20 protein-coding genes and 5 pseudogenes are annotated in these 14,532 nt (G+C 35.0%); 6 read left to right on the plus strand and 19 right to left on the minus strand.

What is annotated here, in order from left to right:
- A pseudogene (locus QW060_RS26710) lies at positions 1 to 1,403 on the plus strand (DHA2 family efflux MFS transporter permease subunit); the annotation flags it as partial.
- Between the two features lie 258 nt (positions 1,404 to 1,661).
- Here the strand turns inward: QW060_RS26710 and QW060_RS26715 are convergent.
- The 17 genes and pseudogenes from QW060_RS26715 to QW060_RS26790 form a co-directional block, all read right to left on the minus strand.
- A complete protein-coding gene (locus tag QW060_RS26715) occupies positions 1,662 to 1,952 on the minus strand; it encodes a DUF1905 domain-containing protein (RefSeq protein WP_290365564.1) in 291 nt (96 codons plus the stop codon).
- Entirely contained in the window at positions 1,862 to 2,068 is a 207-nt protein-coding gene (locus QW060_RS26720; protein WP_290365565.1) for a DUF1905 domain-containing protein, read from the minus strand. The genes QW060_RS26715 and QW060_RS26720 overlap by 91 nt, the downstream gene beginning before the upstream one ends.
- A gap of 12 nt (positions 2,069 to 2,080) precedes the next feature.
- On the minus strand, positions 2,081 to 2,614 hold the full coding sequence (locus QW060_RS26725; protein ID WP_290365566.1) for a hypothetical protein: 534 nt from the start codon (positions 2,612 to 2,614) through the stop codon (positions 2,081 to 2,083).
- Positions 2,615 to 2,829: 215 nt separating this feature from the next.
- Complete coding sequence (locus tag QW060_RS26730) at positions 2,830 to 3,243, minus strand: DinB family protein (protein WP_290365567.1); 414 nt, start codon at positions 3,241 to 3,243, stop codon at positions 2,830 to 2,832.
- A gap of 259 nt (positions 3,244 to 3,502) precedes the next feature.
- Positions 3,503 to 4,548, minus strand: a pseudogene (locus QW060_RS26735) (linear amide C-N hydrolase).
- Positions 4,549 to 4,658: 110 nt separating this feature from the next.
- Positions 4,659 to 5,471, minus strand: coding sequence for an ATP-binding cassette domain-containing protein (locus tag QW060_RS26740; RefSeq protein ID WP_317623274.1), 813 nt, complete (start codon positions 5,469 to 5,471; stop codon positions 4,659 to 4,661).
- Positions 5,472 to 5,636: 165 nt separating this feature from the next.
- Positions 5,637 to 6,029, minus strand: coding sequence for a hypothetical protein (locus QW060_RS26745; protein WP_290362869.1), 393 nt, complete (start codon positions 6,027 to 6,029; stop codon positions 5,637 to 5,639).
- A 67-nt stretch (positions 6,030 to 6,096) separates the two neighbouring features.
- Positions 6,097 to 6,665, minus strand: a pseudogene (locus QW060_RS26750) (integrase core domain-containing protein).
- Positions 6,666 to 6,813: 148 nt separating this feature from the next.
- Positions 6,814 to 7,179, minus strand: coding sequence for a hypothetical protein (locus QW060_RS26755; protein WP_290362868.1), 366 nt, complete (start codon positions 7,177 to 7,179; stop codon positions 6,814 to 6,816).
- Between the two features lie 155 nt (positions 7,180 to 7,334).
- The gene (locus tag QW060_RS26760) at positions 7,335 to 7,583 is read right to left on the minus strand and encodes a hypothetical protein (RefSeq protein ID WP_290365568.1); all 249 of its coding nucleotides are present in this window, start codon (positions 7,581 to 7,583) and stop codon (positions 7,335 to 7,337) included.
- An 11-nt stretch (positions 7,584 to 7,594) separates the two neighbouring features.
- A complete protein-coding gene (locus tag QW060_RS26765) occupies positions 7,595 to 8,005 on the minus strand; it encodes a hypothetical protein (RefSeq protein WP_290365546.1) in 411 nt (136 codons plus the stop codon).
- 149 nt (positions 8,006 to 8,154) lie between these two features.
- On the minus strand, positions 8,155 to 9,069 hold the full coding sequence (locus QW060_RS26770; RefSeq protein ID WP_290365577.1) for a GLPGLI family protein: 915 nt from the start codon (positions 9,067 to 9,069) through the stop codon (positions 8,155 to 8,157).
- Between the two features lie 189 nt (positions 9,070 to 9,258).
- Complete coding sequence (locus QW060_RS26775) at positions 9,259 to 9,492, minus strand: hypothetical protein (protein ID WP_290365550.1); 234 nt, start codon at positions 9,490 to 9,492, stop codon at positions 9,259 to 9,261.
- 150 nt (positions 9,493 to 9,642) lie between these two features.
- A complete protein-coding gene (locus tag QW060_RS28825) occupies positions 9,643 to 9,861 on the minus strand; it encodes a DUF808 family protein (protein WP_397386148.1) in 219 nt (72 codons plus the stop codon).
- Positions 9,852 to 10,509 (minus strand): annotated as a pseudogene (locus QW060_RS26780) (DUF808 family protein). The gene QW060_RS28825 and the pseudogene QW060_RS26780 overlap by 10 nt, the downstream one beginning before the upstream one ends.
- Positions 10,510 to 10,761: 252 nt before the next feature.
- The gene (locus QW060_RS26785) at positions 10,762 to 11,247 is read right to left on the minus strand and encodes a hypothetical protein (RefSeq protein WP_290365569.1); all 486 of its coding nucleotides are present in this window, start codon (positions 11,245 to 11,247) and stop codon (positions 10,762 to 10,764) included.
- Positions 11,248 to 11,301: 54 nt separating this feature from the next.
- Positions 11,302 to 11,655, minus strand: a complete 354-nt coding sequence (locus QW060_RS26790) for a hypothetical protein (protein ID WP_290362863.1) — start codon at positions 11,653 to 11,655, stop codon at positions 11,302 to 11,304.
- A gap of 428 nt (positions 11,656 to 12,083) precedes the next feature.
- On the opposite strand from QW060_RS26790, the gene QW060_RS26795 reads away from it, so the two are divergent.
- The 4 genes from QW060_RS26795 to QW060_RS26810 all read left to right on the plus strand — a co-directional run bounded on the left by QW060_RS26795 (position 12,084) and on the right by QW060_RS26810 (position 13,678).
- Positions 12,084 to 12,677: a hypothetical protein gene (locus tag QW060_RS26795; RefSeq protein WP_290365570.1), complete on the plus strand. Its 594-nt coding sequence runs from the start codon at positions 12,084 to 12,086 to the stop codon at positions 12,675 to 12,677.
- Complete coding sequence (locus tag QW060_RS26800; protein ID WP_290365571.1) at positions 12,640 to 12,969, plus strand: helix-turn-helix domain-containing protein; 330 nt, start codon at positions 12,640 to 12,642, stop codon at positions 12,967 to 12,969. Before QW060_RS26795 ends, QW060_RS26800 begins: the two co-directional genes overlap by 38 nt.
- A 202-nt stretch (positions 12,970 to 13,171) precedes the next feature.
- Positions 13,172 to 13,537, plus strand: coding sequence for a DUF1772 domain-containing protein (locus tag QW060_RS26805; RefSeq protein ID WP_290365572.1), 366 nt, complete (start codon positions 13,172 to 13,174; stop codon positions 13,535 to 13,537).
- A gap of 9 nt (positions 13,538 to 13,546) precedes the next feature.
- A complete protein-coding gene (locus QW060_RS26810; RefSeq protein ID WP_290365573.1) occupies positions 13,547 to 13,678 on the plus strand; it encodes a hypothetical protein in 132 nt (43 codons plus the stop codon).
- On the opposite strand, the gene QW060_RS26815 is transcribed toward QW060_RS26810, so the two are convergent.
- Positions 13,657 to 13,782, minus strand: coding sequence for a hypothetical protein (locus tag QW060_RS26815; RefSeq protein ID WP_290365574.1), 126 nt, complete (start codon positions 13,780 to 13,782; stop codon positions 13,657 to 13,659). The two genes, QW060_RS26810 and QW060_RS26815, sit on opposite strands and share 22 nt — an antisense overlap.
- Positions 13,783 to 13,840: 58 nt before the next feature.
- Here QW060_RS26815 and QW060_RS26820 point away from each other — a divergent pair.
- Positions 13,841 to 14,176 (plus strand): annotated as a pseudogene (locus QW060_RS26820) (NAD(P)-dependent oxidoreductase); the annotation flags it as partial.
- Positions 14,177 to 14,259: 83 nt separating this feature from the next.
- Here the strand turns inward: QW060_RS26820 and QW060_RS26825 are convergent.
- A complete protein-coding gene (locus tag QW060_RS26825) occupies positions 14,260 to 14,526 on the minus strand; it encodes a hypothetical protein (protein ID WP_290365575.1) in 267 nt (88 codons plus the stop codon).
- Between the last annotated feature and the right edge of the window lie 6 nt (positions 14,527 to 14,532).

Genomic DNA, 14,532 nt, shown 5'->3' on the forward strand with positions numbered 1-14,532 from the left:
CTACGCCATTGCCAATGTGATTGTTATTCCGATGACCAGTTGGCTTTCACAGCAATTTGGCCGCAGAAATTATTTTGCGGCATCGATTATCATCTTTACCGTTGCCTCATTTTTGTGTGGGAATGCTACCAATATCTGGGAACTTGTTTTTTTCCGATTCATTCAGGGTATGGGTGGCGGAGCATTGCTGGTAACAGCTCAGACCATCATTACAGAAAGTTACCCGCCTGCCAAGCGAAGTATGGCTCAGGCGATTTACGGAATGGGGGTAATTGTAGGACCGACACTCGGACCGCCTTTAGGAGGGTATATTATTGACCATTTTTCATGGCCTTATATATTTTATATCAACGTACCTTTAGGTGTTATTGCTACCTTGCTTACCCTATCCTTTGTACGCAGCCCTAAATATGACGCGGAGGTAAAAAGTCAGCAAAAGAAGTCGATTGGTGGGGCATGCTCTTTCTCATCATGTTTATTGGTTCTTTACAATATGTACTCGAACACGGACAGCAGGATGACTGGTTTGCCAATTCTACCATTGTAACCCTTTCAATTGTTTCTTTTTTCGGCTTTTTCCTCTTTATATGGAGAGAACTTGTCTGTGACAATCCCATAGTCAACTTACGGGTGCTCAAAGATAAAAATCTGCAGATCGGAACCATTATGAGTTTTATATCTGGGATTTGGTCTTTTCGGTTCCACATTCATCATACCGCTGTATACACAATCCATCTTGGGATGGCCTGCTACCGATGCGGAATGTTGCTCATTCCGAGTTCCATAATGACGGGACTGATGATGCCGTTTATCGGTAAAATGATTCAATCCGGTGTTCCCAGAAATATATGGTCGCTCTGGGCTTGTCCATTTTCTTTGGCTTCTGTTTCATCATGTATGGGCAACTTACCAATGACACAGGTTCCGAACATATGTTCTGGCCTTTGATATTGCGGGGTGTAGGTCTCGGATTACTGTTTGTTCCTGTAATGACCTTATCGCTTTCTACCCTCAAAGGGAAAGCCATTGGTGAAGGAGCATCATTTACAGGGATGATGCGCCAACTTGGAGGTTCATTTGGTATTGCGCTCATTACTACCTTCATAGCAAGAGATTCGCAACACCACCGTGTAGATTTGGTTTCACACCTCAACGACACGAGCTTTGAAGTACAGCAGCGCATCACTCAGTTGCAGGCAAACTTTATAGGAAAAGGATTCAGTCCCAATGAAGCATTGGCAAAAGCCTACCAGTTACTTGACTTTTCAGTAACCAAACAGGCAACTGTACTTTCCTATATGGATGTATTCTTATACCTCGGTGTTATGTTTTTACTCTGTGTACCCTTTGTATTAATGATCAAACAGGGAAAAACCAAAGTAGACCCGTCGAGTATACATTAGTGTACAGTCAAAAAATAAAAAAAAGGAATCTCTTTGAGACGGGATTCCTTTCTTGATTAAATAATTGCAGAAGTAAATTTACAGTAAATGTGATCCATTGGCTCCTGCAATAAAAAGGGATTAAGAACAGCGGTATCTGTAAAAAGATACCGCTGTTTGTTTTTATCATTTTCCTACTGAATCCTAAAGAAAGATCAACGTTTTTGATACAGCAGATCGTTCATACTTTTGACGATTCTTTCCGCTTTTTCACCATCTTCATGAGCCGAATAAATCCATCGGATGATACGCTGTTGTTTTTTCAGATGTACAGCGCATAAAAGCTTCATAAACTCCGGGCTCTTCTTTAAAACATAATTGCAGTTCCTCTGTTATCTGATCCGGCAGTACATCAGCATATAAAATAACATGAACCGAATCACCGGCTGTCTTTCGAATTTTTTTTCGGATTTCTGCCTTTACGGGCAAAAAAAGACTTCCATTGCCCATAGGCTGTAAATGATAACCGCTGATTTCAAAATCATCATATGGCCGCTGACTCTCACCCATCCGAAAGCACGGTTCCGATCCGGAGCAATTTCGGGAATCCGCACAAATGTCCACCCGCCTTTACCGGCAAATTTTTCAAGCAAGTATTGCTTATCTGTTAGTGGTTTCTGATGCATTTGCGTTAGTTATTAAGCGATGAGATACCAAAAATCCAGTTGCAGGTCTTTTTCATCCATCATTCCCAACAATTCCCTTCCCCAATACGTATCGAAATATCCCATGCAAATATTTTTTGTCTGCCCCAGTGTTGTTCCAAAAGTAATTTCTGAACCGCGTCCTTCAGCAAGAGTTCCTAACAAATGAGCCTGTGTATTTTCAAAACGATAGAGGTATTCCTTTTCCAGATAGTCAGAAATCTCTACTAACTGGCTCCATTCTTTATGCGGCTTTAAGGAAAAAGTACCGCATTCCATACAAGAGAAAAAATCGGGAACTTTAAAATCCGTTTTATGGATCTTATGGAATTGTCTTTGCACACTCAGCTCGTCAGTCAAATAGAATAAAGAAGACTGTTCGTCTGATTTGTTTAAAAGTTGCTGTACTGCTTCAAGATCTTTTTCTTGCTGCACAAACAATACATGGGCATATACGCCTGAATAATTCCGGACAAGGCAGTGAAAAACTACTCCTTCCATTTTTTCCAGTTCTGTTTCAAATTTCAAAACGCCTTTCAGCAGTTCATCATGGGTTACGGTTTCTTTTTTCTGAAATGGATCATTTCCATTCCATAGGTTGAATCATATGATTTACGCAGCATTCTTTATCTGTTTAATTAGTAATACCGCAAAATTATCCGTCACAGATGACAGCAGTATGTCAACTGTTTCCCAATATTTTTTCAAAAAATAATTCTTTATACAACCTTTACCCCACCAGACTAACTCTTAAGATTAGCTTCTGTCTGTAACTGATGATGGGTAGCGTGATAGGTCATGAGATACATCATTTCGCGAATGCTCAGAGGTCCCAGCAAAGGATGCGGCATTACCAACGTATCCAGTTCTTCTTCTGTATAATCCTGTAACAATTGACCAATCCCGGTGAGCAACTGTTCCGTTTCGGCAGTCGCTTTGTCGCGTTCCTCGCTATTAAACGCTCCGGGTACAAAACGTTCCGGGGCTTTGCCTCCGTTTGCAAGAGCTTCTTTATACCTGGTGATCACATGAGCTTCATCCATCAAAGGACGGTTGAGCGTACCGAATTTTTCTCTGAGAAAATCTTTAGAAACCAGTGCTTTGCGATGGGTTGCAGACACAGATATATATGGCTGAGCTGCTGACCTGCATTCCATTTACCTGATTTTGTATGCATAAAAGCCTCCGGAGAAAGTGAGTTTACATACTCTAAAAAAAGCCGGTGTGTGGCATAAAATTGTTCAATGAGTTGCTGTTGCTTCATAATTTTCTGATTTTGTTATCGCAAAAGACTTTTTTCGTAAACACTTAATAATCCTCTGTTGCTGTATAAATATATAAAAAAGGGCTGAAAATAAAAATCTTCAGCCCTTATAGAATTGATTTACAGCCGTAAATCATTATATCTGTTCTTTATTAAATCCCCATAAAAGCAAACGGAGCTGCTTTTACAAAGCTTTTGATGTTTCCCCTGCATACGTTTCATTTTTACTCAGGTTCAATTTCTTTACCATTCCTTTTTTACTAAAATCTATTTTTTTAAGATCTACCCAAAAAACATTTGGCGTTTGTACCGTTTCAAAATAATATACCAGATTTTTATGATCTGAAACTGATCTCCATCGCGTAGAAGAGATATTCGGCTCTTCATGAGACGAAATTCCGAACGGTACGGAACAGTTACGGATCACGCTAAAAACACTTGCAATCACAGCTCGTGTATCAGCCGTCTGCGGAATGGCATTGATATAATAAGACGCTCTCACAAACCGGTCAGCTGCTCTGTTGGTACCCGGCAACATGATAGTACCCGGAATACCCTGCCAGTATTTATTTATGGCAAGCTGATCTTCAAAAATTGGGGAATTGGTCATTACGGTATACGACGGATCATGATGAATGACTAATTTACCGTTGATGTATTCAAAAATGGCATTGTCACCTGAAGCATCGGAAAGGGATAAGTGTAAGGTTGTAAATTTTGTAGTTCCTGGTATATAATCAGAAACCACAACAAATTCTTCTTTTCTCAATACTTCTACTGCTTCTTTTACGGTGGCAAAATTATCGAGTACATATTGAGCCCAGGCAGAAATCGCCAGTCCTTTTTCAGTTCCTTTCGGATTGTAAGAAGGATATTGACTCTCTACGAGCCACAACACATTGGCTACTAACCCTTTTTCATTCATTCCATCAGCGGTGGCTATGTCCCATGCACTGGCAATAACACTGCCATAAAGAGAAGTCCACTTTACAGAATTAGGACCTACATTACCCTCGCGTTGCATTCCTCTCGGAAATACCCATAGATTGGCAGCGATTTCATCTTTCCAATCCATTGAACGCGCAGTAACTACGGTATTTTGAGGGCCTTTATAAACAACCCGTGTGCAGGCATCTGCTTTGGTGCTGCCAAAAATAAAAAACAGAGAGAGTGCCCCTCCTAAAAGTTTTGCGTACATTTTTTCCATGGTCTTTTGTTTTTTATGGTTTACTGTTTCTATCAAAACAGTATTATAAAGATAACCAAATACGCCTTAGCAACAAAAGGAATGTATGTGTAACAACTCATTTATTCCTCCAATTTTTTAAACCGGGCTTTAATTTCTTTGAGCTCATAAATCGCCGGAACCACTTCTTTTCCGCTTCGGTCAATAAAGCCATAGCCGCCGCTTATATTTCTTACGAGTGCCTGATCTTTGTGATAAACGCCGAATTTCTCAATCTTACGGTACACAGAAGGTACTACTTCTTTGCCGCTGCGATCGATAAAGCCATAGCCGCCACTTCCGTTTTTAACCATAGCCCAGTCTTTTTGATAGACATCATAGGCATATACCTTTTTATATTGTGATTGTGCAAACGCTCTCCCCTCAGTATCCAAATGGTTACTCGGTTCGTCTAATAAAGCCAGCTCCGGTTCATGAATCATCATTCCTGCCAAGAAAACTTTATTTTTTTGGCCTCCGCTTAAGGTCTCCATTTTTTGCTGTAACTCAATATCCTGCAGTTTCCAGTATTCCAATGCTTCACGACAGCGGTCTTCCAATGTCCAGTCATCATTGAGAATGGTTAGGTATTCTTCAGTTACATTTCCATTGAGAATTTCATGTAATGATTTAAGCTTTTTGTCAATATGCAATGCTTCGGCAACAGTAAGCTCATTGAATTGGCCAAATACCTGTGGAACATAATAAGGATCGGTATGAATTTTTCTCACACCTTCAGCAATTTCTAACGTACCAGCTATTATTTTTAAAAGAGTGGACTTCCCTGCGCCATTGTTTCCAATTAAAGCAACTTTTCGATTTTTATTAAGAGTGAGACTGATGTTGGTAAACAGTCGATTTTTTATCAGGATGTGTATAACTGATGTTTTGTAAATGTAACATGCATTCTTTTTTTAAGGTATTAATATACAGGCATGCTTCTTAAAAGAAACCTGTTTTTATCGTCCGAAAAAAAATGCTTTTTACATGGAGGTATTATTAAGTTTATTACTGCAAAGTTAATTTTTTTATTCTGTATTTTGCAAATTGAGTACTTATTTTTATTCTTTATGTCTGAATTGCATGTTTAGTTGTTCCAGTTTTTGAATGAGATGATCTGTTTTTTTCTGCTGTAGTCGAATTTGTTTTGGTCGCAGATAGAACCACGAAAAAGCGATCCACAATAAGGTAAAAACAGAAAATATAATGGCCAGAATTAAAGGCATCTTTAAAAGATACTCATAAAGATAAAGTACTATTCCGGTTGACAGCATCACAAAATATAATGTCAAGCTTCGGGTTTGAATGCGATGTTCCTTTTCTTTAATAACCTTTAATTTTTCAAGATACATTTTATTAGTATCCGTAGTGCTGAGATCTTTGTAATTTACTAATAGTTTATTGTAAGAAAAGATAAATACCAACATTGCCATTACAGTTATATAAGCTCCCAAACAGGTAGTGTAGGCTTCCCCTTTTTGTAGGCTTCCCCTTTTTCGGACAAGTTAAAAATATAAAAAATTAGTTATTAATTATTTTCATTATTTGATTTTCATATATCCAAGGACTCATTCCTTTTAAAGCTTTGTGAGGGTGATTTTGATTATAATTTACTTGCCAATTAAAAGCCAAAGCATTTACTTCTAATAGATCTTCAAATAAATAAGCATCTAAAACATCTTCTCTAAAAGTCCTGTTAAATCTTTCTATATAAGCATTTTGAGCTGGTTTACCAGGTTGAATAAATTTTAAAGTTATTTTATTTTGTTCACAAAATATTCTGAATGATTTTGAAATAAATTCCGGTCCATTATCTGTACGTATAGTTTTAGGAAGCCCTCTTTCTCTAATCAAATCTTTTAGCCTTTCGATGAGTTTTTCGGCAGTATCGAATAATAAGCATTTTCCTCTTGTAACGATTTTAGTTCTTTGAGTTAAGACGAACTCATTCCTGAATATTTTTTCTTCCAAGAGTAAAAAGTAGGTGCAGCGATTCCATATTCGCGACAAATAATCTGAGTAGATTTACCTAAATCATACTCTTGTAAAATCTTTACAATCTGAGTTTCACTAAATTTCGATTTTTTCATGACAGAACATTTTTTTAAAGTTAATACTTTTAATCTGTCTTAAAAATGGGAAGTTTACCATTTAAACTCATCTTATATTAAGCTAGTGTTTTTTTACTTTGAAATTTATTAAATCTTTGTTGTCTTACTCTCTAATCTCTATTATAACCTATCGAGAGTTTTTTACAAAATCTACTGTATAATATGCTTCTGTATATTCCTTTGGAACGTACCATGAACCTCTAAATTCGGCTATTGTAATATCATTTTTTTCACTATATCCAAAGAGTAAAGATTCGGTTCTTACGGTATCCTTTTGATTATAATGAAACACCACATATCCACTTGTAAAGACCTTACCTTTGGTTTTAACAGTGACTATAGCAGTTGCTATATTATGATGTGTATTGTATTCGTGAATTTGAGCTTTAGACTTCTCAATCTCATATACAGGATGATTATCATCAGAAATGTTACAGGAAGTAAATAAAAATGCTGACACTAAAATCAATAAAGTCAAGTATGTGTATTTCATTATTTTAAATTATATAAAAGTGATCGTAAATAAACATCAATGATGTCGGTAATAGTTTAAAAAAATCAATTCGTTACAAACAGTAATTACTTTATTAACCAAATTTGATTTGTGAGATTATTTAATTCAGTTTTTTAATATTCCTCCACGCATTCCTATGTATATATCTTCTCCAGTAATTTGAATGGAATTAGGGTATAAATACACCTCCAAAACCCCTCTTTAATAAGAGTTTCTATTTCAAAGTCTTGATTAACTTTTATTAGTCCGTGTGAAGTTACTATTAAAAACTCCTTGTCTTTAGTCAACGTAGTAGCATATGGCGCTGCAGGTAATTCAACTTTCTTTTCAACAATCCAGTTATCATTTTTTTTCTCAATTTGAAATATTTGACCGCTTGACATAGATAAATGCGCTAAGCCTTCTGTGATGAATATTTTGCCATTGATCTCAAAAATATTCTTAATATTTCCTGTTGTAATTTTTTCGTATTTAGTACCATCTTCGTTAAACCAAAACAAATTACCTCGGAATTCACCATAATCATAGCCAACAAGCCAACCATCTTTGATTTTGAGGTTGGTCTGTATGCTTCAAATGAATATTTATCTTCTTTATTGGGAATAATTTTAAAAGGTAATTCTGTTCCTTTTATTCTTCTGAAGTCATATTTTCTATATTCAATTTTATTTTCTGAATTTAAATAAACATCAAAACTTTCTTTCGATTGATTAAGTTTTTGGGCTTGTTGTTGTGTAGGAGGCTCATTAGCTTTTAATTCTTTAATTGGATTTCCAACTAATATGATCGTTCCAATAGTAAGCATTGATAATAGTTTTATCATTTTATAAACTATATATATTTCGGGATTAGATGATTACCTAGAAAATTGTTTTTACAAGGATATTGATTCGGTTGTAAACCATATTTTATTGATTGATATAATTACTTGGGTTATCTGAGAAGGAAAACTATTTACTTTAACATCACCACTCTCATTAATATTTCTTTCGGAGAAACCATTTTTCTCAATTCTGAAGACTTAACCAAGCGTTTAGTTTTTTTATTTTCCCACTCATATATTTTTTCTAAGTTTTGCTTTCTTTTTTCTAAAACACCTTTTTCAGTAGGCATTTCTTTCAACATAATCATTCCCTTGCTATTTTTATTCATTTCTAAAAATAAATAATATTCGAAATTATCTCGAATATGTACGTGTTCTTGGATTGTTTTAGTAAGCGTTTCAGGCGGAGGAACAATCTTATTAATATTTTCACAAGGGTAACATACTTCGTATGCAATTATCTGTTGCTTATTATCAAACCAAACTTCTAAAATTACTCCTGGCAATCCAAAAAGTTTTAAAGGCCCGTAAGGAAGTGGTATATCGTTAGTAAACCAAACAATAAAATCAGTACCTCTAAATGTAGTTGTAGCCTTCTTAGCTAATTTACCTGCAATTATTTTAGTATCCTCTAATATGTTCCATTCCATTTCAATCCAATCATCAATCACTTTATACGCAGGTAAGGGACCAACTTTTTGATAATTAAATGACACTTCCTTTGTTTCAAAATTTCTATAGGTAATATATCCTGTTTCATCATGAGTTGGAGAAGTCATAAGAACACTTTTGTCATCGTACTTTGTGCCGCCTAGATCTGCGATAGAATCCATGCCAAGCTTATTCTTTATAAAAAAACTTTCTTTATAATTAAAATCTAAAAAAGAATTGATATTAATTAACTTTTCTGAAAAAGGACTCTGCTCAGCTATGCTATGATATTTTATATATCCTGAAAGAGAATCTTTATTGTAATTTGTTTGGGACAATACAGATACCGAATAACATAAAAAAAAGCTTAGAATTAAAAAACGAAATAAAATCATGATTAACAACGGTTTTATAAGTTAACATATTCGTAAATATATTAAAAAAATGCAACGTCAGAGGTCTTACATCAGTTTTTCAAACTTACTTTCTTTACAACCATCATCATCACATGAATATATTCTAATAATAAAAATTAAATCAAAAGGTAGTTTTTTAATTTTTCAAAGAAGGATCTTTCTGCGGTTTTATACCCGCAAAACCAGCCATCGTGAAAGTATAACATGTAAATTCAGTCTCAAAATGAGCTGTTGTTGCTTTCCATACGTCACCGAACTGGCAAACCCCGGAATAAAGATAAGAGATTGATTTCCGGTGCCTGTTTTTTTAATTTCAAAAGGAACATCTATTGTTTGTGCCCATACAGGAGCACTTTGGAACATTAAATAAGCTATGCTTAACCAAAAGAGCGCTTTTTTCATTTTCAGATTTTTTAAATGAATATTTTTCTTTTAGATACATATCACATGATAATGTTACACTTTTCTGTAATTTATTTTTCTCAGCATTCTACAAAATACTTTTTAGCAGATTTGATAAAATATAAAGAGGATCATTTGACCCTCTTTATTCTATTTTGTTTTGAACTTTACCACTATCTTTTTTACCAAAGTAACTACGGCTACCACCAGCGTACCTGCTATAATGCCAAAAAGACTTTCTCTGATTACAGAAGGCCATGAGGTCAGAAAATCATGAAGAAAAGGAATATTGTGGGAGAAAATTCCACCTGAGACTAATATTAGTGCAATGGTTCCTACAATCCCTAAAATTTTAATTACTATTGGCAACGATTTAACAAGTGTACGCCCCACCGAATTAAAAAAACCTTTCTCATGAGACTTTTTATTAAATGATATCCGGCATCATCCATTCTTACGATCAAAGCGACAATACCATATACGCCAATTGTTGCCAGAATAGCTACTACACAAACCGTGAGTATCTGTACTTCAAGAGGCGCTGTCAAAACAGATCCTAATGCGAGAATGACAATTTCAATTGAAAGAATAAAATCAGTTGAAATTGCAGAACGTACTTTTAGTTTTTCGGCTTGCTGATCATCAAGTGTATTCTTTTCAATGACTTCTGTTCCTTTTTTTTGTTTATGAAATAAAAATTCAATAATTTTTCCATTCCTTCATACGCCAGATAAAAGCCACCTATTACTAAAACAATTTTAATAGCTACTGGAAGAAAAAAATTCAATAAAAAAGCGATTGGAATAATAATTAACTTATTCAGCAATGAACCTTTGGTTATTTTCCATAAAACCGGCAATTCTCTGGAAGAAAGAAACCAGTTGCTTTTTCAGCATTTACAGCCAAATCATCCCCTAAAATTGCTGCTGTTTTTTTGGTTGCAACTTTACCTGCAACTGCGACATCATCCATCAGCGCTGCTATATCATCTAAAATTGCAAAAATTCCTGAAGCCATATTTTTTTGATGTAAATTTATGCTTTTCAGTAAAATTTCCTTTATCGCATTCAAAAAAATATCACTTCTTTTTACGGCATCTCAAGGGTATCAAAATCTTTTATATCGGATAATTTTAGAAGTTTATCGGTTTTAACCGGCAGCCAGCTTTCTTTAAAGATTTCCTCACCCGATTCCTGATCGGGACTTCCGTTAGTGTTTTCTTTAGCAGTTTCTTTTTTGTCAGAAAATTGATGCTGATTTGACTGTCAATTATGGGGCCATAATTATTGCTTTCATCATATCCGATAAGCTCAAAATCTGATTTTTGAAACCGGAAAGTATACCGCCATATCCATATCTTCCATATCCATAATGTATGTATAAATTTCCTTTTTGTATTTCTACGGACATATCAGGTGGAAAATATACTCCACCCTCTTCGTTTTCTGATGAGAAACAGGAATAATTTCTAACAACAGAAGTATAAGTATATTTTGGATCAGAAAACAATACGATGATTCCTCTTCTGTTGCGATCTACTAATTGATTATAAGAATTGATGACCACTTTTGATTTGTCTGTATCTTTGATGATAAGCACACAATCATCGCGTCCGTCTTTATTCAGATCACCATATACTTTGTCGAAAATCACATATCCTTTTGGTACTATATGTGAAAAATCGTCTGCCTTACGGTTCTGTGTAAAAGCTGTTACCGTAAAAAGAAGACTAAAAAAGGTAAATTGTTTTTTCATTGATTAAGCGTTATAATCAAATATACACATCCTTCCTGAATCTTTACAAAACCTTTATGCACTTAAACTGGCAATTGCTAAAATTGCACCGAATACAAAAATCAATAGTATGATTCCTATTAATGAGATTACCAATCCTGCAATGGCGAACCCTTTAGGTGCTTTAAAAATACCTACAAACGAAAAGATTAATCCCAGTAACCACACCAGCCAGCCAATAAAAGGAATCCATCCTACAAAAATTGCTATCAATGACAGAATAAAACCTGCTATACCCATTCCGTTGCTTTTCGTTTCATTCTGGCTGAAAAAAACGGTCTGAGGCTGTTGATTATATATTGTATTGTATCGACTCGTTTCGTTTTGAGGAGTGTTTTCTGAATGGTGAGAATTGTAGTTTTCTTTCATTATTTGGGATATAATATTTTTTAATATAGCTTTGTTGGTAATTATAATTTAAGGTAATCACGATTTTATCCAAATCAAGATCTTTTTTATTGTTATCAGAATCTCACATCAAGCAACATGAGGAGAATCATTATGTTTATCTTCTGTTTTAAAAATACAGTATATTTTTTACTTATTAATATTACTTACTGAGTTTAATGTATTTGATTGCTCAACCCTTTAAATTATTCCTTTATTCAGGAGGGTTACAATTATAAAAGAACGCGTAAATATACAAATATTTGAGGTGTCAACAAATTAAAAAGCCTATAGTGTATTTTTCTACTAATCCTCTGATTTCATTCGTTTTCTAAAAAGAATCATGATTAAAGAACTCTGAAATTATAAGCTCACACCGAATGGCCTACATCATATTGTCATAGCAAAAAATGAAAAATAACTATATTACATTCAAGGAATTTACAAAGAACTACATCCGGAATTTTCCGGATACATTTCGGTATTTTGAAACTCCCATACAGATATACAAGGCAGAAAATCTATTCAGCCCTGATATACTTACCCCAACGCCTTTGCTAAAAGCAAATTTTAATTTTATTGTATTGCCTACCAGTGGAAATTTTGAGCAGCAGGTAGGTAATGAAATAAAAAAGGTGTCCGAAAATCAGGCTCTGTTGGTGATGCAGGGCGAAGTAACATCATTATTGCGACAGTCACGTAATGTAAAAGGGTTTTATATCTTATTTGAAGATAAAATCTTACAGCAATTCAAAGATCACGGTAGTTTTATTAAGTTGTTTACCACTGCTCCGATTATTCAACTACAAAAAAATGAAAGTGAATTTTTGGAGCTGACTTGTAAGTTGATCATACGCGAACTGGAAGCACCGGAATGTGATGAACAAATTGTATTACATCTTTTTCAATCTTTATTGTTAAAATTTCTGAAATCATCAGAACTCAGAAAAGGACTCTCAAGACAATTTGATATCGCTGTTTTTGTTCAGAGAGTTGGTGTATAAACATTTTTCGGCTCATTACAGCATCAATGACTATGCAAGCATGTTGCATATTTCCCCCAACTATCTGAACCGTTGCGTACAAAACATCTGGAACAAATCGGCAAAGCAGTTTACACAGGAGTTTATCATCATCCAATCTCAAAAGCTTTTACAGGATTTTTCCGGTTCTGTATCCGACATTGCGTACCAGCTTAACTTTAGCGATCCTTCTTATTTCAGCAGGTTGTTTAAAAAAACAATCGGTATTTCTCCTCAAGAGTACCGCTCCAATTTAATGCACGATATGTCCTGATAACAGCACGCTGGATCCCTATTTTTTTAAATTAAAGTTGTGAATTTTACAGCATTCATCAATACTAAAAAGGAAAAATGAAAAACACCTTATTTTATAATATCACAATAGCTTTATCAGGACTTTTTGCAGGAGGCTGTATTACTATTTTGTTTATTCTCGTGCCGTTTTGGAAGTCATTGCCACCAACAGAACTTATGGTTTGGTTAGCCATAATGGACCGCACGTGGGTATTACAATGTTACCCATGCAGATTTTACCCCTTCTTTTTACGGCTTACGCTTATATTTTAGCCCGAAAAAACAAAGAAAAATCTAAAGAAATATGGCTATATGCCAATATTTCCAATGGTATTATTCTGCTGATGTTTGTTGGTTATTATCTGTCTGTCAATTTGCAGTTTATCAATCAGACCATGAATCCTGATGATGTTGCGTTTGAACTGCAGCGATGGGAAATGATACATATTGCAAGAACTATCCTTGCTATTTTAAGTACTGTATTGGCTATTGTGGCGTACTTCAGATATGAGGAAAACCGGAATACAAAAATAACTACTACTCTATAAATTATAAATATGAACATCTTTCTATTTGGCGCGACAGGAGGCACTGGTAAAGAAATTCTGATTAAATTACTGGAACACAATTGCCCGGTATTTGTTTTAGCCCGTAATCCGATGCAATCTCAATCAGGCATCATCATTTGACTATCATCAAGGCGGTGTGTATGATACTGAAACTTATAAGGAACAGTTAAGTACATGCGACGTTGTAATTTCTGCATTGGGAACCGGAACATCAAGGAGACCAACAGAGATTTACTCTAAAGGCGGGCAGCAGATTATTGCCGTGATGCAGAAAACCGCGTAAAAAGGCTTGTTACTCTGACGGCCGGGGCATTTGACCCAACAGACCCAGCAACCCGAAGCCGTATTATTAAATACATTGTTCAGCCATTATTTAAAAACATCTATGCCGATATGCAGAAATGGGAACGTATCTTAGAAAGCAGTAAAGATATTGACTGGACGATCATCAGACCAAGCCGATTGACTAATGGAAAAGAAAGAGGTAGCTACAGAACACTACAGGACCATTGTCCAAAAGGCGGTAGTAAAATCAGTCGTAGGGACCTTGCTGACTTTATCATTAAGCACGCTGTTGCTCCAAAATACATTCATCAAAAAGTAGCTGTTGCTTATTAGAGTCTGGCTATTGATTACAGTTGTTTTCTTCAGTATATACTTTATAAAATAAACAGAAAATGAAGCATTATTAGTTCATTTCTTCAAAAGAATATCTCAAACATTTCGTTTTTCAAATCAATATAATCGAAAAATTCTTCAACCCTTTTTTCAATTAAAAGATAAACAGGATATGGAGAAAATGATAAAAAAAAGAAGCTGTCTTTTTCGACAGCTTCTTCGCTTTCAGCTTCTAAGAATATAATCTTAAGAAAATGATCACCTTCATTATGGTTCAACTGACCCTGTTGTTTAGTAAAAAGTAATGTCGCTAATGCTATTACCCTTCCTGTTTTTAGAATCATTTTCATGTTTTA

It is taken from the genome of Paenimyroides ceti (genome assembly GCF_030409925.1).